This window comes from Streptomyces sp. RB17, assembly GCF_009604455.1.
In the GTDB taxonomy this organism is placed as follows: Bacteria; Actinomycetota; Actinomycetes; order Streptomycetales; family Streptomycetaceae; genus Streptomyces.
Genome location: NZ_WEGL01000012.1, coordinates 134,874 through 158,640 on the forward strand (window position 1 = coordinate 134,874; position 23,767 = coordinate 158,640).

General features: G+C 68.0%; 18 protein-coding genes and 4 pseudogenes. 10 read left to right on the forward strand and 12 right to left on the reverse strand.

The annotated features are described in order from the left end of the window. Positions 1 to 176 precede the first annotated feature (176 nt). Positions 177 to 404, reverse strand: a pseudogene (locus SRB17_RS39935) (dihydrofolate reductase family protein); the annotation flags it as partial. Positions 405 to 733: 329 nt separating this feature from the next. Here SRB17_RS39935 and SRB17_RS47040 point away from each other — a divergent pair. Beyond that, positions 734 to 1,123 (forward strand): AQJ64_40280 family protein, encoded by a 390-nt coding sequence (locus tag SRB17_RS47040; protein WP_228396541.1) that lies wholly within the window; start codon positions 734 to 736, stop codon positions 1,121 to 1,123. A gap of 15 nt (positions 1,124 to 1,138) precedes the next feature. Here SRB17_RS47040 and SRB17_RS39940 read toward each other — a convergent pair whose 3' ends face one another. Then, positions 1,139 to 1,507, reverse strand: a complete 369-nt coding sequence (locus tag SRB17_RS39940; RefSeq protein WP_323377353.1) for a MerR family transcriptional regulator — start codon at positions 1,505 to 1,507, stop codon at positions 1,139 to 1,141. Between the two features lie 116 nt (positions 1,508 to 1,623). Between SRB17_RS39940 and SRB17_RS39945 the strand changes: the two genes are divergently transcribed. Next, positions 1,624 to 2,697 (forward strand): alkene reductase, encoded by a 1,074-nt coding sequence (locus SRB17_RS39945; RefSeq protein WP_323377355.1) that lies wholly within the window; start codon positions 1,624 to 1,626, stop codon positions 2,695 to 2,697. A 406-nt stretch (positions 2,698 to 3,103) separates the two neighbouring features. Here SRB17_RS39945 and SRB17_RS39950 read toward each other — a convergent pair whose 3' ends face one another. Further along, positions 3,104 to 4,261, reverse strand: coding sequence for an aromatic acid exporter family protein (locus tag SRB17_RS39950; RefSeq protein WP_153546310.1), 1,158 nt, complete (start codon positions 4,259 to 4,261; stop codon positions 3,104 to 3,106). Between the two features lie 312 nt (positions 4,262 to 4,573). Between SRB17_RS39950 and SRB17_RS39955 the strand changes: the two genes are divergently transcribed. Further along, complete coding sequence (locus SRB17_RS39955; protein WP_153546312.1) at positions 4,574 to 4,957, forward strand: hypothetical protein; 384 nt, start codon at positions 4,574 to 4,576, stop codon at positions 4,955 to 4,957. Between the two features lie 271 nt (positions 4,958 to 5,228). Here SRB17_RS39955 and SRB17_RS39960 read toward each other — a convergent pair whose 3' ends face one another. Further along, positions 5,229 to 6,407, reverse strand: coding sequence for an ISAs1 family transposase (locus SRB17_RS39960; protein ID WP_323377357.1), 1,179 nt, complete (start codon positions 6,405 to 6,407; stop codon positions 5,229 to 5,231). A 203-nt stretch (positions 6,408 to 6,610) separates the two neighbouring features. Then, positions 6,611 to 7,084: a MarR family winged helix-turn-helix transcriptional regulator gene (locus tag SRB17_RS39965; protein WP_153546314.1), complete on the reverse strand. Its 474-nt coding sequence runs from the start codon at positions 7,082 to 7,084 to the stop codon at positions 6,611 to 6,613. Between the two features lie 332 nt (positions 7,085 to 7,416). Here SRB17_RS39965 and SRB17_RS39970 point away from each other — a divergent pair, with 332 nt between their 5' ends. Both SRB17_RS39970 and SRB17_RS39975 read left to right on the forward strand, forming a co-directional pair. After that, complete coding sequence (locus tag SRB17_RS39970) at positions 7,417 to 8,166, forward strand: DODA-type extradiol aromatic ring-opening family dioxygenase (RefSeq protein ID WP_416237129.1); 750 nt, start codon at positions 7,417 to 7,419, stop codon at positions 8,164 to 8,166. A gap of 90 nt (positions 8,167 to 8,256) precedes the next feature. After that, complete coding sequence (locus SRB17_RS39975; RefSeq protein WP_153546316.1) at positions 8,257 to 9,192, forward strand: NADP-dependent oxidoreductase; 936 nt, start codon at positions 8,257 to 8,259, stop codon at positions 9,190 to 9,192. 439 nt (positions 9,193 to 9,631) lie between these two features. Here the strand turns inward: SRB17_RS39975 and SRB17_RS39980 are convergent, their stop codons facing one another. Then, positions 9,632 to 10,882 (reverse strand): helix-turn-helix transcriptional regulator, encoded by a 1,251-nt coding sequence (locus SRB17_RS39980; RefSeq protein ID WP_153546318.1) that lies wholly within the window; start codon positions 10,880 to 10,882, stop codon positions 9,632 to 9,634. Positions 10,883 to 11,033: 151 nt separating this feature from the next. Between SRB17_RS39980 and SRB17_RS39985 the strand changes: the two genes are divergently transcribed. Together SRB17_RS39985 and SRB17_RS39990 are read left to right on the forward strand one after the other, a co-directional pair. Continuing rightward, entirely contained in the window at positions 11,034 to 12,119 is a 1,086-nt protein-coding gene (locus SRB17_RS39985; RefSeq protein ID WP_153546320.1) for an S-(hydroxymethyl)mycothiol dehydrogenase, read from the forward strand. Beyond that, positions 12,116 to 12,745, forward strand: a complete 630-nt coding sequence (locus SRB17_RS39990) for an MBL fold metallo-hydrolase (protein WP_323377359.1) — start codon at positions 12,116 to 12,118, stop codon at positions 12,743 to 12,745. Before SRB17_RS39985 ends, SRB17_RS39990 begins: the two co-directional genes overlap by 4 nt. Here the strand turns inward: SRB17_RS39990 and SRB17_RS39995 are convergent. Continuing rightward, a complete protein-coding gene (locus SRB17_RS39995; RefSeq protein WP_228396561.1) occupies positions 12,739 to 13,218 on the reverse strand; it encodes an iron-containing alcohol dehydrogenase in 480 nt (159 codons plus the stop codon). The two genes, SRB17_RS39990 and SRB17_RS39995, sit on opposite strands and share 7 nt — an antisense overlap. Before the next feature lie 14 nt (positions 13,219 to 13,232). Here SRB17_RS39995 and SRB17_RS47045 point away from each other — a divergent pair. Together SRB17_RS47045 and SRB17_RS40005 are read left to right on the forward strand one after the other, a co-directional pair. Continuing rightward, positions 13,233 to 13,461 (forward strand): annotated as a pseudogene (locus tag SRB17_RS47045) (IS5/IS1182 family transposase); the annotation flags it as partial. Between the two features lie 169 nt (positions 13,462 to 13,630). Then, a complete protein-coding gene (locus SRB17_RS40005; protein ID WP_153546324.1) occupies positions 13,631 to 14,599 on the forward strand; it encodes a LysR family transcriptional regulator in 969 nt (322 codons plus the stop codon). A 471-nt stretch (positions 14,600 to 15,070) separates the two neighbouring features. Here SRB17_RS40005 and SRB17_RS48290 read toward each other — a convergent pair whose 3' ends face one another. The 5 genes and pseudogenes from SRB17_RS48290 to SRB17_RS48685 all read right to left on the reverse strand — a co-directional run. Continuing rightward, entirely contained in the window at positions 15,071 to 16,267 is a 1,197-nt protein-coding gene (locus SRB17_RS48290) for a cytochrome P450 (RefSeq protein ID WP_323377361.1), read from the reverse strand. Positions 16,268 to 16,342: 75 nt separating this feature from the next. Next, a complete protein-coding gene (locus SRB17_RS40015; protein WP_153546328.1) occupies positions 16,343 to 17,467 on the reverse strand; it encodes an NAD(P)/FAD-dependent oxidoreductase in 1,125 nt (374 codons plus the stop codon). After that, positions 17,464 to 17,655 carry a ferredoxin gene (locus SRB17_RS40020; RefSeq protein ID WP_153546330.1) on the reverse strand — a complete coding sequence of 64 codons (192 nt, stop codon included), beginning with the start codon at positions 17,653 to 17,655 and terminating at the stop codon, positions 17,464 to 17,466. The genes SRB17_RS40015 and SRB17_RS40020 overlap by 4 nt, the downstream gene beginning before the upstream one ends. Positions 17,656 to 17,946: 291 nt before the next feature. After that, positions 17,947 to 18,813 (reverse strand): annotated as a pseudogene (locus SRB17_RS40025) (IS256 family transposase); the annotation flags it as partial. 622 nt (positions 18,814 to 19,435) lie between these two features. Next, positions 19,436 to 21,076, reverse strand: a pseudogene (locus SRB17_RS48685) (glycosyl hydrolase family 95 catalytic domain-containing protein); the annotation flags it as partial. Between the two features lie 336 nt (positions 21,077 to 21,412). Between SRB17_RS48685 and SRB17_RS40030 the strand changes: the two are divergent. Further along, complete coding sequence (locus SRB17_RS40030) at positions 21,413 to 23,719, forward strand: NEW3 domain-containing protein (protein ID WP_153546334.1); 2,307 nt, start codon at positions 21,413 to 21,415, stop codon at positions 23,717 to 23,719. Positions 23,720 to 23,767 lie beyond the last annotated feature (48 nt).

A 23,767-nucleotide genomic window follows, 5' to 3' on the forward strand; every position in this document is an offset into this window, starting at 1 on the left:
ACCCAGTCACGACCACCACGGCGTGATCCCGCCCCTCCATACGGGCGGGGACAATACTCCAATCGCCAAGCATGAAGGCCCGTTTCCGTGACCGCTCCCCGCCGTGCCACGCCCGGGGACGCGGGAAACCCATCATGAGGCTTCCGAGGGTGCACGGCGAAGTCGCCACCTTGCGGCTAGCGCGCCACGCGGTAGCGAAGGTAGACGACTCTCGAGTTGAAGGTGCGGGTCTCGAGGAGTTCGAGATCCACTCGGCGCTCGTGCTGGGGAAAGAAGGGAATGCCACCGCCGACCAGCACCGGGTAGACCCTGGCGCGGTACTCGTCGATCAGACCCAACGCGGCCGCCTCGGCGGTGAGAGTCGCACCGCCGATCGCGATGTCACCCTCTCCCGGCTCGGCTCGCCCCGAAGGAGGGAACGACGGTGGCGCGGATCGGGGAACTGGAGACCTAGAGCGGGCGGGGCCTGCGGCCAGCGACAACCAGGGCCGGCCGTGCAGCGGCTGTGGCCCCGGTTTCCGTACGTGGGTGACGTTGCTCAGCCCGAACCGGGCACAGGCACCAGGTGATGTAGCGATCCGTCCAGGCCCCGTTGGACCGTGCTCGCTCCGGCTCGAGCAACCCTCGCGAGCGCCGCGCGGTCTTGCCAGACGCCGGGGTCGGGGCAGTGCCCTTGCCGGCCGCCGGCATATGGGCAGAAGACGAAGCGCCGAGTGCCCGAGTGAGGGTGGAGATGACGAATCCGAACACCGTGGTGACGTGGGTTGACGCACGCGACAGGCTGCCTCGGGACGGTACACCGGTGGCAGCGGCGATCACGGGCCGGTATCCAGCTGACAGCGCCGGTGAGTCCGGGTCCGATACGGCGTCGGGTGAGGAATTCTGGCTGGTGAGGCCGATGGTCTTCACGACTCTGCACTGGAGTGAGGACGGGGCGGAGCACAGGGACTGCTTCGTCGATTCCGACGGGGTTGTCCGTTTGCCTTACGGCCTCACCAGCGCTGAAACCGTGACTCACTGGGCTGAGCTGCCCACCCTGCCCAGCGGGACGACACACCTCGTCCTTGGGGCAGACGTGCAGTCGGCTCTCCAGAACGCGTGGGGCGCTCGCCCCCTCACCTGACCCAGACCGGACACCTTATGCGAGTGCCTCGCTCTCCCGATGGGCCCGTGCCGTGGCCATCAGGACGTCCAATGCGGCCCGGGTCCGCACGAGTTCGTCGATGTGCTCGGAGAGCCGGTTGCGCTCCTGCGCCATCCGCTCGAGAGCGGCGTCGGAGTTGCCCTCGCTGGGCGCGTCGACGCAGGGCAGCAGCTCGGCGATCGTACGGCTGGACAGGCCCGCCGCGTACAGGCGCTGGATGAATCGCACCCGCTCCACCTCGGCCTCCGTGTAATGCCGCTGTCCACTTGCGCTACGGCTGCTGATCAGCAGTCCCTGCTCCTCGTAGTAGCGCAGCGACCGGACGCTGACGTCCGTACGCGCCGCGAGCTCGCCGATCCGCACGACCGCCTCCCAAGGTGAACCACGCCACACCGTTTGCCTCTGACATCAATGTCAGGTTTTAGCGTAGCGCTGTGCCCGGCATCCGGGCACGCGATGTACGGACGGAGGAGCCCGACGTGACGACCTTGTTCAGCAGCTACCGACTCGGCGACCTGACCCTGCCCAACCGGATGGTGATGGCCCCGATGACCCGCGTCAGGGCCGCGGCCGGCGGCCTCGCCACGCCGTCCATGGCGACGTACTACGCGCAACGCGCGACGGCCGGACTGATCGTGTCCGAGGGTGTGCAGCCCAGCCTCATCGGGCAGTCCAACCCGGGCACGCCCGGACTGCACACCGAGGAGCAGGTCGCCTCATGGCGTGCCGTGACCGACGCCGTACACATCAACGGCGGACGGATCTTCGCCCAGCTCATGCACGGCGGCCGGGTCTCGCACCCCGACACGACCGGCCACCAGCCCGTCGGCCCCTCGGCGATCGCCGCCGTGGGCGACGTCTTCACCCCCACCGGCCCGCAGCCCGCGCCCACGCCCCGCGCACTGGACACCGCCGAGGTGCCGGAGCACGCCCACGCGTACGCCGAGGCGGCCCGCCGCGCGATCGACGCGGGCTTCGACGGAGTCGAACTCCACGGCGCCAACGGCTACTTGATCTCCCAGTTCCTCTCCTCCAACGCCAACCGGCGCACGGACCGCTACGGCGGCACGATCGCGGGCCGGATCCGGTTCGCCGTAGAGGCCGTGGCCGCAACCGTGGACGCGATCGGCGCGGCCAGGACGGGCATCCGCCTCTCCCCGGGCGGCGGCTTCTGGGACGTCGAGGAGACCGACGCACTTGCCCTCAACACCGCGCTGCTGACCGAACTGGCCCGGCTCCAACTCGCCTATGTCCACCTGGAGGTGACCACGGACGAGGACGTACTCATCGGCCTGCGCCGCGCCTGGCCCGGCGCCTTGATCGTCAATCCGGTCCTCCCGATGGGCCCCAAGCAGACCGGCCGCGCGGAAGCCGACCACTGGCTGGGCCTCGGCGCCGACCTGGTCAGCTTCGGCCGCGGCTTCCTGGCCAACCCCGATCTCGTCGAACGCCTCCGCACCGGGCTGCCGATCGCCCCCGTCGACGAGACCACGTACTACCAGGGCGGCGACACCGGCTACCTCACCTATCCGGCCTATCAGCACACGGCCTGACGCCCGTGCGGGCGGGTCGGCAGCGACGGCCCGGCCGGCCGTGCGCCCCCACCGCAGACGGCGGAACAAGTCAGCGCCGCGCCCGCGTCCGAACCCGGTCGGGGAGGGCGTAGCCACAGGCGGTGTTGTTTTCCTTCGAATCCGCCGACCGTCGCTGAGTCCAGGCCCGCGGTGTCCGGCACCCCCGGCAAGGATTCGCTCCCACTCATGAAGCGGGGTCGTTCCCAATCCGTGCCCACGGGGCGGCCCTCGCGGATGCAGCTCGACTGGCGGGCCTGGCCGGCCGTGGAACTGGGGAGGGGGTCGGCTCGGTCCGCTGCCTGACTTCACGCTCCGCTGACCGCGTCCCTCGACAGGACCACGCCCGGCGCGATCAACGACCAGGGAGGCGTGAGCACCGCGGAACTCAGTGTGTGTCCGCGTGGTCCAGATCGAGCAGTAGCCTTTCCACGTCCGTCATCAACGAGCCGTAGACGTACCACGCACCCGGCTTGGTGAGGGTGCCTCGACCGATGAGGTCGGTCATGGTCTCATGCCATGTCAGGGCGCCGTCGATCGCTCCGCGCAGTCGTTCCCGGGCAGCCGTGTCCGGGGTGCCGGTCGCCGGGCGCGGTTCGACAAACCCTTCGACGGCCACTCCAGCCAACTCCAGGGTCTCGGCGTACCGGTCCAGGAACTGCTGGCCCAGATGGTGATCGACATGGTCGTCGTGCGCGTTGTCGGCCAGCGTCCGCGCGATTCCGCGCACCTGGAGAAACACTCCGCGCAGAGCTCTGAACGCCTGGCCGTAGGTCACGTCCTTGCGTCGCGCATGCGCAATGCATCGGGTGTTCCAGCGCAGGCTCTCGTCCGCCTGCCGTACCTGCTCCTCCGCGTCCATCAGATGTTTCTCCAGATCGCGCGCCTGGTGCAGCCATGTGTGCGCCCTCGCGGCCAGCTGCTGCTCGGCCAGTCCGGCGCCCATCTCGCGCAGCAGCGTCCCCATGGCACGGGCGAGGCCGCGCACCGCAGAGTCGGATTCATCAAGATAGAGCGGGGGAAGCACGAGGGCGTTCACGACGATGCCCACCACCGCACCCGTCAGCGTCTGGACCGCAGGGGATACAAGACTGCCCACCGGTGCCGCGGTCGTGGCGGCCAAGGCGACGACTGCAGTCGAGGCGATCTGAAGACGATCGTCAACAGCGCGGCGAGGTCCAACCACCACCGCGATCACGGCAATGGCCGCAACACTGCCCGCGGTCGATCCCATCAGCCAGGCGGCCACGAGGGCGAGGATCAGTCCAGCCAACCGGGCGACCACGCTTTGTACTGCCTTTGTCACGGATCGGTACACCGTGGTGGCATTGGCCATGATCAACGCTGTGGCGACTGCCAGATACGGGCGGCCTCCGGGGGCCCACGGAGCCACGACAGCCCAGGCGAGCAGCGCCGCCATCAGACTCTTCACGCCGTGCACCACGTGGCCGGCTCGCCCGAGGCCGACACGGACGGCAAGACGAGCACCCACCGCCCCCGTTGCGGTCGAGAACGTACGCAGCGGCCGGGTGGTTGAAACTTGCATGAATTAGATGCTGGCACGTTTTGTCCGTTTCGGCGGCATGGCGTGCCTCACAGCCCCTATGGAATGGCGCACGCCGCAGAGATGCGCCGGTACCAATTTTTCGAATACGTCAACGACCACAAGTGAAAGCCAGAGGGGCTTGAGCTTTCCTGCGACGTTGCCCGCCTATTCCAGGCCATTCGGGTGATCTGTTTCACCGCACTAGTTTATTGTTCAACTACATGTGGGTGCGTAGCTTGAACAGGGCCAAGACAACGGGACGTCCGCCGTCGGCCACCACGGAGCGGCGGACAGTACAAGGAGGGAAAGACCATGAAGAAGTTCATGCGGCGTATCGCGACCGTGAGCGTTTCCGCGGCACTCGCCGGAGGCGTTCTCCTCGCCACTGGCGGCTCCGCGACTGCTGCCACTCCCCGGGACCACAGGCCCGCCCCCGCCCCCACCCGGGTCGTCGTGATCGAGGACACGAAGACCATCGGCCTCCACGGCGTACACCAGGACCGTGGCGACCACGCGCATACCGGCACGCACCGGGGCGCGAGCGACCGCTTCGACCCCTGGGTAGCCGACCAACTGCTGGTGTTCGAACCCTGGATCGCGGATCAGTTGGCGATGTTCGAACCCTGGATCGAGGGTCAGCTGGCGATATTCGTGCACCCCGGCGGCCTCGACCATCGGCACTTCGTGAACGACTGACTCCGCAGTATCCACAAACCCTCGGACCGATCGGGTGAGGGCCCCCGCCACCGAGTGCGCGCCCGGAAGCACGTGCAGGTGTGTCACCCCTGCGCCCTCTTCGCTCCGTCTGCACCCGCCGCCTCGCGGCTATATGGGTAACGCTCATGCCCCTCGCCGGAAGCCGATATTGTCGTCGACGATGGTGCGTGGTGACACGGGTATTTTCTCCGGGTGGTCGAGGTCGAGTGTGACGAACTCGACCCCTTCCCTCCACAGGGCTGATGCGTTCTCAGTGGGTGATCTTGAGGAGCGCGGTGGCGTGGTCGGGGCGTGACCCGTAGTGCTCGGCTGTGGCGGCGATGTTGGCCCAGCCGGCCTGGCGCATCAGGCCGATGGCGAGGTTGCGCAGGGTGGCCATGACGCGGGGTGCGTTGCCGGTGCGCACGCGGGAGGCGTCCTCGGTGAAGGTCACGTCTCCGATGTGGTGCAGTGCCTCTACCGACCAGTGCCCTTGGACCAGTTGGGCCATGCGGGCAGGGGAAGCCTGGTCGGGGGTGAGGCTGGTGACGGCGTAGACGGTCTTCGTCTGGATCTTGCCGGTCTTCCTGCTGACGCGGCGCCGCTTGATCTCGACGGCATGGACGGCATGCGGGAAGAGTAGGCCGGCCTGGACGGTGCACACCTTCAGGTTCCTCACCTCGCGCCGGCCGTGGTTGGTGGTGCGGGTGCGAACCAGCAGCGGGATCTGCCGCCAGGGCAGGCGGCGCAGTTGCTTGTGCAGGTTCTTTTGGTTGCCCTTGACGACCAGAAAGTAGTGCCCACCGGCCGCGACGATCTTCTTCGCGGTCGTGCGCTGGGTGTGCATCGCGTCGGCGGTGACGACCACGCCGCGCAGGTCGAAGCGGGCCAGCAGCGGAGCCAGGGCCGGGATCTCATTGCTCTTGGCGGCCACCTGGCGCTGGGCGATGACTGTCTGGCTGCCGTGCAGGGCGGCGGACAGAAGGTGGACCGCGGCGGTATCCGAGGTGCGTGAACCGGGCACCGCCTTGCCGTCCACGGCCAGTCCGACCAGTGCGTTCTCGTCCACGACGGGGTCGGTGGCGTGGTGGGTGATCCAGGTACCGACGGCATCATCGAGCGCGTCGCCGTCCATGCGGGCCAGCAGCCGTCCCAGCGTGGAGGCGTTGGGGGCCGCGCGGGACAGGCCCAGCTCGGCGCGGACCTCGGGGCCGGCCTCGGCGGCGTACCGGGCGATCCGCGCGAGCGAGCGCGCTCCGCCCAGTACCGCCACCAGGCACAGGCCCAGCAGCGCCCCGAGCCGGTAGCGGCGACCTCGCACTCTGCGCGGGTCGGGAACCGCGGCCAGGACCTGGGCCAGCGAGGCCAGGTCGGCAGGTACGACGGGCGGCCAGGATGCATCGGCGTCTTCGCAGTGGCGCGCGAGGACGTTGATCAGGGAGGACGGCACGCGGACGCGACTTCAGGTCGATCTTCGGTCTCAGCAACCTTGATCATCTGATGTCGCGTCTCTTGCTCCCAGCCGGGCAAGTAGCCCGTCAGACACCAGGCGGGGCACGCCGACTCGTCTTGCCCGCCTCGAACGCATCAGCCCTTCCTCAGCGGATCAGTGAAGATTCGAACCCGGTGGGAGGATTCCGTCCGAGGCGCCGCTCACCCCCTGTCGAGTTCCTGGCGCAGCGTGGCGGCGACGCGGGTGAGCGCGGTGGTGAGGTGGCGTCGCTGGGCGGCGGTGAGCGGGTCGAACACGAGCCGTTTGACCTGGGCGACGTGTTCCGGCGCGCTCTCGACGAGTTTCTGCCGGCCGGCGTCGGTCAGGGTGGCGAGGGTGTACCGGCCGTCGCCGGGGTCGGGGCGGCGGGTAACCCAGTCGCGGGTCTCGAAGCGATCCATGACCTTCGACAGGCGCGGCTGAGTGCTGTCGCAGACCCGGGCCAGCTCGCTGAGCCGCATCGTGGCCTCATCCGCCATGGACAGCCGGGCCAGCACCCCGTACTCGAAGTTGGAGATACCCGCGTCTCGCTGGAGCTGGCGGTCGAGGGTCGCGGGGAGGGCGATGACGACTGTCAGCAGCGCCTGCCACAGGTCCTGCTGTTCGTCGTCGAGCCAGGGTGACTGCATGTCCATGAGCCCCATCGTACTTGCCCTGGCAACTCACGTCACTTGCCTCGACAACTCCGGGATCACTTGTCCAGTCAAGTGACATGACTCGCCTAGGCAACTAATCTCAGGTAACTTCTCACTTGCCCAAGCAAGTCATTGCGGGATACCTTGTCACTTGCCTCGGCAAGGAAACTTACTTGTCCAGGCAAGTCAAGGAGCTGATATCTGTGCCCCCAGCGACCAGTCTGACCTCACCCTTCGCATCACGCGGACCCGCCGCGGCATACGACGACCTGCTCGCCCGGGTCCTGCCGCAGGCGCGCGAGCAGCGGATGTGGGAGCCCTCGGACGGACCCCTGCCCAGCCTCTTCGTCAGCCACGGGGCCCCGTTCACCCTCGACGATCCGCGGTGGCTCGACGCCCTCTTCGACTGGGGCAGATCGTTGCCCAAACCGCGGGCCATCGTCGTCGTCTCGGCCCACTGGGAACAGGCACCGGTCGCGATCTCCGGGGCCGCAGCCGGCACCCCGCTGTACTACGACTTCAGCGGCTTCCACCCCCGCTACAAGACCCTCCCCTACGCGACCCCGGACGCCACCGACCTGGCCCGGCGCCTCACGGGCCTGCTGGGCCCCACCCCGGTGCACGAGTTCGCACGCCGCGGCCTGGACCACGGCGCCTTCATCCCGCTCATGGCCATGTACCCCGCGGCCGACGTCCCCGTGGTGCAGCTGTCCATGCCCAGCCTCGACCCCGGCGCCCTGCTCGCCCTCGGGGCACAGCTGCGGCCCCTGCGCGAGGAAGGCGTCCTCGTTCTCGGCTCGGGCTTCATGACCCACAGCTTCGCCGCCTTCCACCGACCGGAACTCGCCGCCGCCACCACCGCCTTCGACGCGTGGGCCGTCGACGCCCTCGCCCGGGGCGACGTCGACGCCCTCATCGACTACCGCCGCAAGGCGCCCGGCGCCGCCGTCGCCCATCCCACGGCCGACCACTTCGTCCCACTGCTGGCCACCGTCGGCGCCGCCGACGACCCCGGCAGCGCGGTGAGCGCCATCGACCGCATGGTGATGGGCAACTCGACTCGCTCGCTACAGCTGACCTGAGCCCCTCGACAGCTCGTCGACGTGCTCCACCCATCCGTCGATCGCCACATCCCGTGGCGACGGCATCAACACACCCTGGAGAAAACTCTCATGAAGGCCATGCGTTTCCACGAGTTCGGCGGCACCGAGGTCCTGCGTTACGAGGACGTGGACCGGCCGGTCCCCGGCCCCGGGCAGGTGCTGGTCCGGGTGGCGGCCACCTCGTTCAACCCGGTCGACGACCACATCCGCGCCGGCCACCTGGCCGAGCTGATGCCGACCCCTCTCCCCTACGTGACCGGGATCGACCTCGCGGGCACCATCACCGAACTCGGCGCGGGCGTGACGGGCCCGGCGGTCGGCGATCCGGTCGTGGCCATGCTGCCCCTGGACACCGCCGGCGGCGCCGCCGAGTACGCCGTCGTCCCGGCCGATTCCATCGCGCCGGCGCCGAAGACCCTCGACCTGGCCGACGGCGCCGCGCTGCCGCTGACCGGCCTCGCGGCCTGGCAGACGGTGTTCGAACTGGCCGAGCTGAAGCCCGGTCAGACCGTCCTGGTCAACGGGGCCGGAGGCGCGGTGGGCAGCATCGTCGTGCAGCTCGCCGTCGACGCGGGAGCGCACGTGACCGCGGTGGACGGCGAGCAGCACGCCGACCGCCTCCGCGGCTACGGCGCACAGCGGGTCGTCGGCCCCCTCGACCTCGTCGCGGGACCGGCCGCCGTGGGCGGTCCGTTCCAGGTCGTGGTGAACCACGTGCGCCACTCCCCGGAAGACCTCGCGCGACTGACGCACTACGTCGCCGACGGCGGTACCGCCGCCAGCAGCGGTGGCGCGATTCCCGAGGACCCCGCCCGCGGGGTGCGCAACGCGAACCTGTGGGTCCGCCCCGACGGCGCCCAGCTGACCGAGCTGGCCGCCAAGGTGGACGCCGGCAAGCTCCGCATCCACGTGGCCGACCGCCGGCCGGTGACCGAGCTCCCCGCCGTCCATCAGGACGCCGCCGCCGGGCGGCTGCCCGGCAAGACGATCATCCTCGCCCCCTGACCCCACCCCCACGGTCCCGCCGGGCCGCCCCGTCCGACCCGCCGGTGGCACAACCGGATCTCCTTTCTCGTCCTACTGGCGAGAAGGGAGATCCGCTCTGCCGCTACGACGGGCGGCCAGGATGCATCGGCGTCTTCGCAGTGGCGCGCGAGGACGTTGATCAGGGAGGACGGCACGCGGACGCGACTTCAGGTCGATCTTCGGTCTCAGCAACCTTGATCATCTGATGTCGCGTCTCTTGCTCCCAGCCGGGCAAGTAGCCCGTCAGACACCAGGCGAGGCACGCCGACTCATCTCGCCCACCGAGAACGCATCGGCCCTGCCACCAGGCCGCTGACCCGCATATCCGTTGGAAATTCGGCGATTGCTACCGAGACCCCGAGGAGGCCCGATGCCTGACGATCAGGCAGCTGGTGGCTGCCCGACCCCAGCAGAGCACTCATCTGCTCAGTGCGAGTGCGGCGGCTTCGCCGCGTGAGGTGACTTCGAGTTTGCGGAGCGCTCCGGAGACGTGGAATTTGACGGTGCTTTCGGTGATGCCGAGGATTTGGGCGATCGTTTTGTTGCGTTTGCCCTGGGTGACTAGGCGCATTACCTCCTGTTCCCGGCGGTTGAGCCGGGCCAGCCGTGTCTCGTCGGATCGGTCGGGCGGGGCGTCGAGGGGGAGCGTGATCGTCGCGCGGCTGCCCCAGTCAGATACCGCTTCGATGTCGATGGTGGCGCCGAGGGTGCGTGCCCGGCCCTGGAGCTGGCGGTGCAGGGATGCTGTGTCGAGGTCGCCGGAATGCTGGTCGCGGATATCGATGCGTAGGGATGCACCGTCGCAGGTCCAGGCGATCCGCAGGCGGGTCAGTCCGGGTTGTGCGGTGAAGGCCAGCGCGGCGGCTCGGGTCATTGCTCGTGCTGCGTACGCGACCTCGCCCGGCAGCGGCCGGCCGGATGCGGACGGCGCCACGAACTCGGTCCGTGCCCCGTGATGGCGAAGCGTGTGCCGTATTTCCTTGCGGATCTTGGCGAACGCGGCCAGTGCGGCCTCTTCGGACAGTGCCTGGTCGGACATCGGTGCCGAGCGCAGCGCGACCAGTGCGGCCGAAGCGGTGTCAGCTGCGGTGAGCCGGGCGCGGTGGTCGTCGAGGCTTGAGCGGAGCGTGGTCAGGATGGCGACGAGCGCTGCTTCGTGCGCGGCTGCCATCTCTGCGATGGTGCGGGCACGCTCGGCCGAAGCCGCGCGGGATTCGGCGAGGTAGTCCGGGCTGGCCTGGGCGACCTGTTGCCGGATCGAGGTTGCGATGATGCCGAAGATCGCGGCAAGGAGGCGGGCCTCGGGGAACTGCTCCTGGGATCGGCGGGGAATGAGCACGAGGAGCGTGTCGGCCGGGTCCCGCACCGCCCACACCGTGCGTTGCGTGCCGCTGATGGGTGTGGTTGTCCGCATGGCCTGGCCGGGTTCGACGGTCGACTTGAGTGTTTCGAGTTCGTCGATGGTGACCTTCTTGATCATCTCGGTTGCCCCAGCGACTTTGCGCGGCCGCCCGGCGCACTCACGGGTGAAGATGACGAGGGCGGTGTGCGGCCACGTCTCGGACAAGAACCGCGACAGGCGGGCAGCGATCTCGTGCAGCGGACCGTCGATGACCTCTTGCAGGCCTTGTAGATCGATTGTCGGTTCATGAGCCTGAGCGTCGGTCATTCCGGTCACTTTAGAGGAGGCTTGCTCCTGGTGGAACGACTAGGTCTTACTAGCCCGACGACCAGGTCGTGGGGCCGTCGGACGGAGTTACTGTCGCCGAGAGTTGCCTCCAAGTGCATGCTTTTCGCCGAGTGATGAAGGAACGTCCCTGATGCCACAGCAGGTCCGCGGTGTGATCGCCCGTTCGAAGGGAGCTCCGGCCGAGCTCACCGACATCGTGATTCCAGATCCGGGACCAGGCGAGGTCGTCGTCGCGGTGGCCGCCTGCGGTGTGTGTCACACCGACCTGACCTACCGGGAAGGCGGCATCACCGACGAGTTCCCGTTCCTGCTCGGTCACGAGGCCGCCGGCACCGTCGAGAGCGTCGGGGAGGGCGTCGAGTCGGTGAAACCCGGCGACTTCGTTGTCCTGAACTGGCGGGCCGTGTGCGGGCAGTGCCGTGCCTGCAAGCGAGGACGTCCGCAGTACTGTTTCGACACGTTCAACGCCGCCCAGAAGATGACGTTGGTGGATGGCACCGAGCTCACCCCGGCACTGGGCATCGGCGCGTTCGCAGACAAGACGCTGGTCCACGCCGGACAGTGCACCAAGGTCGACGCGGCCGCGGATCCTGCGGTCGCCGGCCTACTTGGCTGCGGTGTCATGGCCGGACTCGGCGCGGCGGTGAACACCGGCGCGGTAAGCCGGGGGGACTCGGTGGCCGTCATCGGCTGCGGCGGCGTCGGCGATGCCGCGATCGCCGGGGCGCGACTGGCCGGGGCGTCCACGATCATCGCGGTGGACCGCGACAAGCGGAAGCTGACGTGGGCTATCGAGCTGGGCGCCACTCACACGGTGAACGCAGCCGAGGCCGATGTCGTCACCGCGATCACCGACCTGACCGGCGGATTCGGTGCGGATGTCGTGATTGACGCGGTGGGGCGTCCCGAGACCTGGAAGCAGGCCTTCTACGCGCGGGATCTCGCAGGGACTGTCGTGCTGGTCGGCGTACCTACCCCCGACATGCGCCTGGAGATGCCGTTGCTTGACTTCTTCTCCCGCGGTGGCGCGGTGAAATCCTCCTGGTACGGCGACTGCTTGCCCGAGCGTGACTTCCCCATGCTCATCGACCTGTTCCAGCAGGGCAGGCTGCCGCTGGAGAAGTTCGTCTCCGAGCGCATCACGCTCGACGCGGTCGAGAAGGCCTTCCACACCATGCACGCCGGCGAGGTACTGCGCTCGGTGGTGGTCCTGTGAGCGGCCTACGCATCGAGCGCGTCGTCGCCAGCGGTGTCTTCGAACTCGACGGCGGTACATGGGACGTGGACAACAACGTCTGGCTCATTGGTGACGACAACGAGGTCGTGATCACCGACGCGGCCCACGACGACAAACCGATCGTCGAGGCGGTGGGGGACCGGAACGTGGTGGCCATCGTATGCACCCACGGGCACAACGATCACGTCACCTTCGCACCACAGCTCGGCAAGCACATGCACGCGCCGGTGCTCCTGCACCCCGGCGACCAGGAGCTGTGGGAGATGACCCACCCCGGCGAGCCGTTCCAGCGGGTGGCCGACGCCGAGCGGATCGCCGTCGCGGGGACGGTGCTCGAGGTGTTCCACACGCCTGGACATTCACCCGGCTCTGTCTGCCTGCATCTACCCGAGGCCAAGGCGCTGTTCTCCGGAGACACTCTGTTCGCGGGCGGTCCCGGCGCCACCGGCCGATCGTTCTCCGACTTCCCGACGATCATCGAGTCCATTCGCGAGAGACTATTTACCCTGCCCGAGGACACCCGTGTCTACACCGGACACGGCGACGGCACCATGATCAGCAGTGAGGCCCCACATCTGGCCGAATGGATCGAGCGGGGCTACTGACGCCCACAGACCTGAAGTTTCACCGTTATGCGGCGGTGGCTTCGCTGGTCGTTGTGTTGGGGACGAATAGCCGGGGTGCGGCGTGAGCTACGGCGCACTCGGTTATCCAGGCCCGCCGGAACGCGGTGATCATTTCTCCGAGTCACAGTACGAACACGCTCTGGCAGGCAAGTTGGAAGGGGACGGTGCGCTCGACCGCGGTGCGGGTGCGGCTGCGCGCATCGCCGGTGCCGAGCAGCTCCTTCCCGTGATTCGACGGCGTTGAGCCCGCTTGTCACCGACATGCCGATCGGCAGGCCGGTGGTGAGCTCCGGGCCGTAGAGCACGCTCACCGGCAACACAGGCGGGTCACGCCCGGTACGTTTGCGGCTCCCTCGGTCAGGTCCACACATGGGCGTCATCTCCGAGGCGGCGTAGGTCGTCGGCACGGCGACGATCGGCAGCCCGTGCTCGAGCGCGAGGGCCTTTCCCAGCCCGACTGCCGAGCCACTACCGGCGGATCGGAGTGCACATCGCCCGCAAAGGCATCGAGTCCAGCGACGGCTGGGCCGCCACAGTTGGTGATCGAAGGGACCATGTCATGGCTGTCGGGCTACCGTCGTCTCAGCCCCCGCTACGAACGAAATCCCCGCAACTACCTGGCCTTTCTCGGTCTCGCCCCAGCCATCTGCTACTACAGACGACTCGTCCGCCTCACCACATGGGGCACGGTCTAAGGGCAGTGGCCCAGGGCCCATCGGACCTTGCCGCGGCTGTCGTCTACCTGCCCCCATCGGCCAGTGGGCCCGGGTCGTTTTCGGGGTGCCACACAGCGAAGCCGGCTCCGGGATACGGTCCTCCAGTTGCCGACGGCGCGAGCCATCGGCGTCGCCGATAGGAGTCTCAATGCCTGACCTTCGCGCCATCGACCTCAACCTGCTGGTCGACCTCAATGCGTTGCTCACCACGCGGAACGTCACTAGCGCCGCGCGTCAGCTGAACTTGAGCCAGTCCGCGATGAGCGGATCGCTCGCCCGACTCCGCAAGCTCTTCGACGACCCGTTGCTGGTCCGCAACGGTCGGAAGCTCACCCCCACAACGAGGGCGGAAGCCCTCGCCGAACCGATCCGCGAGATCTTGAGCCAGGTGCGGGACGTGCTTACCGATCCCGAGGCGTTTGATCCAGCGACGGCCCATCGCACGTTCTCGATCAGCGCCTCGGACTACGCCACCGCCGTCTTGCTCGCGCCGATGCTGCGCACTTTGTCGACGGAGGCTCCACACATAACGATCAACGTGCGGCCGCGGTCGGACGACGTCCGCACGCTGCTGCACGATGATCGCGTCGACCTTGCCATCGAGCCCCGTGAGCTGATGGCGGAGACCGCGCTCCCGAACGCTGTGCTGTTTCAGGACCGCTGGATGTGCATCATGGACGCCTCGGTTCGGCCAGATCCGGATATGCCGATCGACGTCGCAAGCTTCCTTGCGCTACCACACATCTTGTACTCGATCGGACCGGGCCTGCAGCTCAACCACGCCGACCGGCACCTCGTCAACCAGGGGCTCAGCCGGCGAGTCGAGGTCACGCTCGAGAGCTTCCTGCTGGTGCCGCTGCTGATACGGGGGACCGAACTGGTCAGCTTGGTACTCGAACGGTCGGCTCGGCTTCACTCTCTTGAGGGGCTGTTGCTCGTCGAGCCGCCGGTTCCAGTCCCCGACATCAACGAAGCGATGTACTGGAACCCGCGGCATACCGGTGACCCGGGCCATACCTGGTTGCGCGACAAGCTGCTCAGCGCGGCTGCGGAGCTCTCAGCCACGTCGTCCGAAGCAATCGTGGGAAGTCCTGGCCTACGGCCGGCCACGGCCTGATCGCCGCGCTGCGTGATCTTCGGTGGTTGTCCCGGCGCTTTCGGAAGGAGCGGCTAAAGAGCGTTTTCTCCCGCCGGTCGTGTTTGGTTCCAGGGTTAGGTGCACCGTCAGTTCGGGGTGGATTCACGTGCGAGGCGTCGACTTATGAGATCGATCATCGCGACGTAAGCATTCAGCGTAGTTGGAGCGAGTAGTGGTTGTGGGTGTCCGGTGACCGCGCGGTCGCCAGCCGACGGGGTGTCAGGCCAGGGCTGCGGATGGCAGCCAGTTTCTGCCCCTGAATACGTCGCGGAGTACCCCGAGAAAGCAGCCGGGGCTGATCGCTGTGGACCTGGCCGCCGTCCATGAGCAACGCCGCGCGCTGGAAGCGCACATCACCGAACCGCTGGGCCCTGAGTAGGGTCGGGGGCTGGAGACGGAGCCCTCACGGGCACCGCGCGCCGGCCCCCGGCCCTACTCAGGGAACGCGCATCAGGACACGGCGACCGGCAATGAGGAAAGCGACCGCGTCATGTTGTTGAGCTCGTCGCGTCGAGGCGGGCCCTGAAGCTCGATGTGCTTGACGCGGCGGGCCAGGGCGTCGAGGACCGCGTGAATCTCCAGCTTCGCCAGACCCTGCCCCGCACACGCGTGGATGCCGTAGCCGAAGCTCAGGTGATCAGCCGCGTAGCGCCGGACATCGAAGCGGTCTGGATCTGGGTACTGCCGTTCGTCGTGGTTGGCTGACCCAAACAGCAGCAGTACCCGCTCGCCCTCCTCGAGCCTGTAACCATCACGGACATACGGCCTCGTGAGCACGCGGGCGAACAACGGGATGGGCGCCTCCACGCGCAGGACCTCGTTGATCGCGGACTGGATCAGGCTACGGTCGCGGCGCACCGCCTCCCATTGATCGGGAAAGCGGGCAAAGAGCCAGACTGCGCTCGCGAGCGTGCTGATCGTGGTATCGAAGGCGGGAATGGAGTACCCCGCCATCAAGGGGGTCACAGCCTCCCGAGGGATGTCACCGCGCGCCGCCGCATCATGGATCGCGGTGGCAAAACCGCCGGCACGCATGCGATCGGGGGTACACGACTCAGCAAGCCAGGCGAACATCTCACCGGCAACCGGCAGAGCCCGCGCACTGCGGGCGTTCTCGGGGCCCATCGCGTCGAAGGTAGAGGAACCCCACCGCAGGAGCTGCTCGCGTCCCTCCTCGGGGAAGCCAAGCAGATCGAGGACAATTGACACGGGAAAGGTTCGCGCCAGGTCTGTGACGGCGTCGAACCTACCCCGAGCGACAAGCTCACCGACGAATCGGTCGGCCTTCTCGGCGATCGCAGGCCGTAGCTCCGCCAGCGCCCGTGGAGCGAGCCGCGAGCTAAGCACTGAGCGCAACGTGGTGTGGTGTGGTGGATCGGAGTTGATGATGGTCCCCGCCATCGCGGCATTGATCGCCGGATTGAGCGCGACACCGGACGCGGAGGAGAAGGTCTCCCAGTCCTCGAGTGCCGCGCGGACCGCGTCGTAGCGAGTAAGCGCGGCAAACCCGTACCGTGCCAGCTTCACCACCGGACCGATATCACGCAGAACCCTCAGCAAGGGATACGGATCAGCGAGGGCGTCGTCGGCGAAGAGATCGACGTCGCTCTCGGGTACGGGTCTGGTCTTCTCGTCGTTGATTGTCACGCTCGACTCCAGAAACGAAATGGGTCTTGCTCTTCGGTGGATGCGTTTCTTTGGACGCTTGCTGTTAGCCCGTTGCTACGCGTCCTGGCCGATCAGGCTCCGCAGCTTGCGACGCGAAATCCGATGATTAATCGCGGCGACGGTGCACAGGTCACCTCGACGCCACCGCAGCAGCGCAGAGCGCTGCCCCAACTCCCCGGCCAGGGCCTCGGCCGTGCCGTACACCGGGAGGGGGCCAAGGATATTGACGGTCATCCCAAACGCCTCGGTCCAAACGAACTCCGACGACGTGTAGGGCGCCACCTCATCACCCCGGATCAGCGCGGCGCCAGCAACTCGGGCCTGGTCCAACGCGGCGGTCCAGAACGGTGTGCGGGCTCCGCCACCCATGCGGACAACGTCACCGGCAGCCGAGATGTCGGCATCCACCCGGCATCGGCCATCGACGAGGACGCCCCCGTCGACAGGGATTCCCGAGTCAGTGAGCCAGTCGGTGTTCGGGCGGCACCCGATCGCGGTGACTACCAGGTCCGCCTCGAGCGTAATACCGTCCGCCGTGCGGACTGCATGCACCGGGTCTCCCTCGAGCGTGACCTCACCGACGCAGCACCGCACATCGACGCCATGCGTTCTCGCGGCGCGGGTCAGGAACGCCGACATCTCGGGGCCCAGGCCCGACGCGAGACCGTTTCCGCGCGCGAGAACGGTCGTACTAAGTCCGGCCGCCACGCACGCCGAGGCCAACTCGAGCCCTATGAAGCCTCCCCCGACGATCACCACGGAGTTGATCCGATGGAGCGTTTCTCGTAGAACCAGGGCGTCGGACAGCGACCGCAGCACGGTCTCGCCCCGTCCGTCGGGCCTGAATGTTCGGGCGCGGGCTCCGGTGGCAATGACGAGCTTGTCGTAGCACACAGTCTCCCCACCCGACAGGTGGACCTCGCGCCTCGACCGGTCCAGCCCGAGCGCGCGCACGCCCAGGTGGAGCGCAATGTCCTCCCGAGGCGATGGCAAGGACACGTCTTCCGCGGTGCTCGTGCCGTGGAGCAAAGCCTTCGATAGGGCGGGGCGGGTGTAGGGCGGGTCACTCTCCTGCCCGATCACGGTGATCGGTCCGTCGTGGCCGGCGTTCCGGATCGCCTCGGCTGCGGCCGTACCCGCGGCGGAGGCGCCGACCACAACCACGTTCGTGGCGGTCACCGACTCAGCTTGATCGCCGCGACGGGACACGCCCGCGCGCCGGCAGCTGCCTCGGTGGCGAGCTCCTCGGGCACCGTGGTGTAGAGCAGTTCGACGTCGGAGTCGTCCGGCAGCCGGTAGACGGTGGGCGCAGCTTCCTCGCAGAGCCCGTACCCTTCGCATCGGCCCTGCTGGAGTGACAGCTCCATTGCTTTCACCTCCATAGTTCTTCGGCGAACGCAGCCTGTGATCGACAGCGGTAACCCGCCGTCGGAACGAATTGAGATGGTGGTTGTGAACGCTATGGCGACCTACGGCAAAAGGTCCAACAGGTAGCTGCGATATGTGGCATCGGCCAAACCAATGAATAAGCCGTCGAAGCCCCCGCTACCCGGACCCTAAGAGGTCGTAACACGATCTTGCTCAGTCGCCGGCTTCGGGAGTGTCTTGTTTTTCGTGTAAGCCCTGATGCTGACGTTTCTTGGGGTTTGATTCGGGCGTTATTGGTTGTCGATGACGCGGTCGCCGTAGAAGCCGGCGAGGGTGTTGATCGCTTCCTTCCAGTTGTAGGTGCGGCCGGTGGGGTTGCGCCGGTTGGGCTGGCGGTCCCGGATGACGAGGTAGAGGACTTTCAGGGCGGCTTCCTCGTTCGGGAAGTGTCCGCGGCGGCGGGTGGCCTGCCGGAAGCGGGAGTTGAGGGACTCGATCATGTTCGTGGTGTAGACGATCTTGCGGATCTCGGGCGGGAAGCGGAGGAACATCACGAAGTGTTCCCAGCTGCGGCGCCAGACGCCGATCAGCCGATCAGGGCCGGGTAGCGGGCTCCCCAGATCTCCTCGAACTCGGCGAACCGCTGCTCGGCGGCGTCCACCGTGGCGGCGGTGTAGACCTGGCGGAGTTCCTTGGCGATCTGCGACCAGTGCTTGGTCGAGGCCTACTTGAGGCTGTTTCTGACCATGTGGACCACGCAGAGCTGGATGTCGGCGAGCGGCCAGATGTTCTGAATCGGAGTCCGGGAGGCCCTTCAGGCCGTCACAGCAGGCGATCAGTACGTCCTCGATGCCGCGGTTCTTCAGCTCCGCGAGCCATGCCATCCAGGTCTTGGCGCCCTCGCCGCCGGAGCCTACCCACATGCCCAGCACGTCACGCTCGCCTTCCAGGTTGATCCCGACAGCGATGTAGACGGGGCGGTTGGCGACCGCTCCGTCGCGGATCTTCAGCACGATCGCGTCGATCATCACCACGGCGTAGACACGGTCGAGGGGCCGGTTGCGCCAGGCGTCGAGTTCCTCGGTGATCTTGTCGGTCGCGCGGGAGATCAGATCGCGGGAGACATCCACGTCGTAGATCTCCGCGCGATGAGCCTGCCACCGTGTGGCCGTTCGCGACGACCTTGACCTTCTGGCCGGGCCAGGGGTTGCGGACCTGTTGGGCGGTGTTCGCGCCAGCCTCGATGGCGACCGTTACCGGCACGCCGTCGCGGACCTGCACGTCGACCTTGCTCTTGTGCTGGATGGACACCGTGGCGTCCGCATTCCAGCCGGTGGGCAACGCCGGGGCGATGCGCAGCAGGCCGTCGTAGTCCTGGACGAGCGCGTCCTGCAATGCCGTTGTCACGACGGCGCCCTGCTCGGCATAGGGCTCCTTGTAGGTGGCGCCGAAGGACGCGAGGCCGGACGGGCGCTGCTGGTACGTCTCGGTGAGGTCGACCAGTGCCTTCGCCATGTCGTCGCCGAGGCCGAGCCGCGCCGCGTCGATCGGGTCGAAGCTCCAGTCGTTGTGCTCCACGTAGGGGCGGTCGGTGAAGGTGCGCTTGGCCAGATCCGACAGCTGGCCACTGTCGCCGATCAGCCCGTAGGGCCACACCGGTTCGAGGCCCAGGTTCTCCGCGTTGTGGGTCTTCGCGGCCTGCTGTCCCGATTGGCCGATCACATCCTGCCCGGTGCTGTCGTCGGCCGGGCTGAGCTGCTGGGTCATGGTCGCGGCGTCCGTGCGCGGATACGGCAGGACCTTGGGCAGCGCCGCGGTCAGCGCGGCCACGAGGTCCTGGTCGCGGTGCAACAGCCGCGCGGCCTGGATCACGTCGGGGAAAATCGCGGTCATCGCCGTGATGTCGGTGGTCGGATCGCCGACATCCCACTGGGTCTCATGCGCGTTGGACGGGCTGGTGTGCAGGAATCCGTCCGTGCCGGTCTTGGCGTACGACAGCATGAACCTGGCCCAGTCGGCCATGACCGGGTAGTTCTGCCGCAGGAATGCCAGGTCGTCGGTTGCCTGGTAGGTCTGCCAGACGAACAGCGCGACCTCCGCGCCGGTACTCAGCGTCCTGGCGTTGTAGTTGGCCGGCCCTTGCGAGCTGCAGTTCAGGTACGGGTTGGCGCCCCACTGGCCGTTGGCCAGGTGCACCTGGACGCCGACACCGTTGAACCACATGGTCTCCGGCGTGCACGCGCCGGCCGAGCCGGCGAACTGGCCGGCTGTCCAGGCCACGGTGTTCGGCAGGGTGTCACGGTAGAGGACGAAGTAGCCGTCGTTGTTCGCGTACGCGCCGGCACCCATGTTCGCCGTGACCAGCATCCGCAGGTTCCAGCCCCAGTACGACGCCGGATCCCAGGAATGCGTGTCGCCGGCGGAGTCGAACAGGTCGGCAACGCCCGCCTGCGAGCCCGGGCGTACGGAGCCGCGCTCCGCAGCTTCGGCGAACAGGCTGATCGTCCGCAGGTTCGCCAAGTACTGTGCCGAACCATCCGGCGAGGACAGCTTGATCATCCCGACGCCGTCCCAGTAGTGGTGCCACCAGGCCGCGGTCCGGCCGAACGTGTCGGAGTCGCCGCTACCGGCCAGCAGCCGCTGAGCGGTGGCCGTCGCGTCACCGCCGGTCCACTGCGGCGACGCCACGACGATGCGGAACGAGCCGTTCGGCTTGGGTCTGACGCTCAACTGCACCGTGAGCGGGTCGACGACGCCGGCACTGACGTCACGGCCGGCGGCGGTGATGGCAGCGAGTGCCCCGAACGTCCGGCCGCTCGCGCCCGGTTGGGTGTCGTCCTGCCAGGTCTGCGCGAGGGTGCCGATGGTGGAGCCGGCCGACGCGGTCGGGGTGCGCGGCTGCCACAGGTGCAACTGCGCCGTCTGGTCGGCCGCCGGGTCAGCTCCGGTCACGTCGATGACGAGCTGGTCGGTGTCGGCGCGCACGTAAGTGGTGGCCGTCATGCCGCCGCCGCTCTGGGTGAACGTGCCGTCGTACAGGTCGAGCCGGCCCTGGTAGTCCGGGGCGCTCGTCAGCTTCGCCAGTCCCGGCACGACGACCTGGCCGGGCGACAGCCGGTCGGGCATGGTGTCCGCCCTGTTCAACTGCACAGTCAGGCCGTTCTCGTCCCACACACCGACGCCGAGGTCGCCATTGCCCAAGGGCATGGACTGGGCTGACGCGGTATTGGGCCGGCCGAGGACCACATCGGAGCTGTGCACCATGCCGGGAACATCGACGTGGAACGAGCCGTTTCGCCACGCGGTGGTCGCCGAGGTGGACCCGCTCGCTGCCGGGGCCTGCCCGACCAGCGCCACGGCCATGCCGTAGGCGAGCAACACCACCGACAACGACCGGCGGTTTCTGCCACTGTGGGGCATGCGAGGGCTCCGCTCACTGGTCACAGGACGGCGACGGCAAAAGGGAAGCACCAGACATCGGATGAGTCAACCAGGGACGGGCCTACTGGGCCGAGTCATCAGGCGGTTCGCCGTAGATAGATCGGGGCTTTCACGATTGTGGCTGCGGTGTCCGCCGCCGGGGCACCGCCGGGCACTCCTGCGACGCCGGGCGGCACGCAGCGGCCGACCCGCTCCCCCGATTCATCGGATGAATCTGTTGACGCGACGGTGGTTCACCCGTAGAACGTGTGCGTTCCAACGTTGAAGACCCCGAAGACGAGGCGCGTTGCCGTAGACCGTGCTGAGGAGCCGCTCGTGCATGCGAAATTGACCAGATGTCTGCTGCCGCTACTGCTGACCCTCGGGTTGAGCACGGGGGTGTCACCCGCTGTGGCCTCGCCCCCGCCCGAGGCCCCGCCGGACGCCACCGCCACTGCCTCCTCCACGCCACCCATGGGCTGGAGCAGTTGGAGCGCGCTGCGCGAAGGCAGCACCTTGACCGAGGACGGGATCAAGGCCCAGGCACGGGTCATGCACGACAAGCTGCAGCGGTACGGGTACCAGTACGTCAACATCGACGCCGGATGGTCCGACCACCTGGACGCGTACGGGCGGGACACCTGGGACACCACCCGCTTCCCCCACGGCATCCCCGCGCTCGCCACGTATCTGCACGGCCTGGGCCTCAAGCTGGGCATCTACCTGACGCCGGGCGTTCCGGTCGAGGCCTACCAGCAGAACCTCCCGATCTACGGAACCCCTTACCACATACAGGACATCGCGGATCCGACCCAGCCCGGCAACACGAACAACGAGGGCTACCGCATCGACTTCAGCAAACCGGGCGCACAGGAGTACGTGCAGAGCTACGCCGACATGTTCGCCTCCTGGGGCGTCGACTACATCAAGATGGACTTCGTCGGTCCCGGCGGCGGCGTCGTCCCCGGCGACAACCGCCCGGACATGCAGGCGTGGCACCAGGCCATCGTCGCCACCGGCCGCCCGATGCACCTGGAACTGTCGAACTCGCTCAGCATCGCCGACGTCGCCACCTGGGAGGCCACCAGCAACGGCTGGCGCACCGGCGGCGACATCGAGTGCTACTGCGGCGTCAACGGATCGAGCACTCCGCTCACCAGCTGGCAGAAGGTGTCGGGCAGGTTCGACCAGGTCGCGGCCTGGCAACCGTACGGTGACGCAGGCGCGTTCAACGACTACGACTCGATCGAGGTCGGCAACGGCAGCGACGACGGGCTGACGCCCGACGAGCGGCAGACCCAGCTGAGCCTGTGGTCGATGGCCGCCTCCCCGCTGCTCCTCGGCACGGACCTGACCAAGCTCGACCCGGCCGACCTCGCACTGCTGGCGAACCGTGACGTCATCGCAGTCGACCAGGACGCCGTCAACGCAACCCGGGTGAGCAAGAGCGCGACCGCGCAGGTCTTCGCCAAGACGGAGCCGGGCGGGGACGTGATCGTCGGGCTGTTCAACACCGGGTCTGCCGCGCAGACCGTCTCGGTCGCCCCGGCCACCGCCGGGCTGCCGGCTTCCTCCTCCTACCGCCTCGACAACCTGTGGACGCACGAGGTCACCCACTCCTCCGGCGACACCCTCGCCGCCTCCGTCCCCGCCCATGGCGCGGCCCTCTTCCGGGTGCGCCCGTGGACGGTCGGCACGGACGCGGCCCGCCCACAGACGGGCCTCACGGTGACCACGCCCGACAGCCTGGCCACCGGTCAGGAGGCGACCCTCACCACGGACTTCACCAACTGGGGCACCACGGCCGCGACCCACGTCCACGTCGCCCTGGCGGTCCCGAAGGGCTGGACCGCCACCCCCTTGTCACCCAGGTCGTTCGCCTCCGTCGCGCCCGGAGAGACCGTCCGCACCACCTACCGCGTCACCGCACCCGCGTCCATCGATCAGCCCTTCCCGACGGCTCGGCTCGACGCCACCGCCGGCTTCCTCTGGAACCGCGGCAAGGGCGGCAAGACCGCCGGATCCGCCGCAGGGCACACGTCCGTCCTGCTCGACGCCCCGGTCCAAGCCCCGTTCCGCACCTTCAACTCCACACCGGACCCGGCGAACTTCTCGCAGGTCGGCGCCGCTGTGAGCATCCGCGCGGCCGGCGCCGACGTCTACGGATCGAAGAACGAGTACGGCGCGATCTACGTCCCCGGGGCGGAACACGACGGCTCCACCACCACGGTTCGCGTCAGCTGGCAGCAGTACGCGAACTCCGGGGCCAAGACCGGCATCATGGTGCGCAACGACATCACCGGCGCGGCCACCTCGCCCGGCTACGTAACCGTCGGAGTCAGCGCCAAAAAGGGCTACTTCATGCAGTGGGACGCCGACGGCGACGGCCGGCTCGACACCGGCATCGCCGCCAACGGCTCCGGCGTTGGCAAGCCCGTGCTGCCCAGCTGGATCCGGCTGGTCCGCTCCGGCACCACCTACACCGGCTACTACTCCACCGACGGCACCACCTGGACCCAGCTGAGCACCGCGAACGTCCCATCCGCCGCTGCCACCCAGGACGTTGGCCTCTTCGGTACCGCCCACAACCCCGGCTACCCGAGCCAGGACGACTTCGCCGATTTCTCCACCAGCGCGAACTGACCATCCCTGCGCGTGATGTTGCGGAGTGACGCCACCCCACCCGCGTGG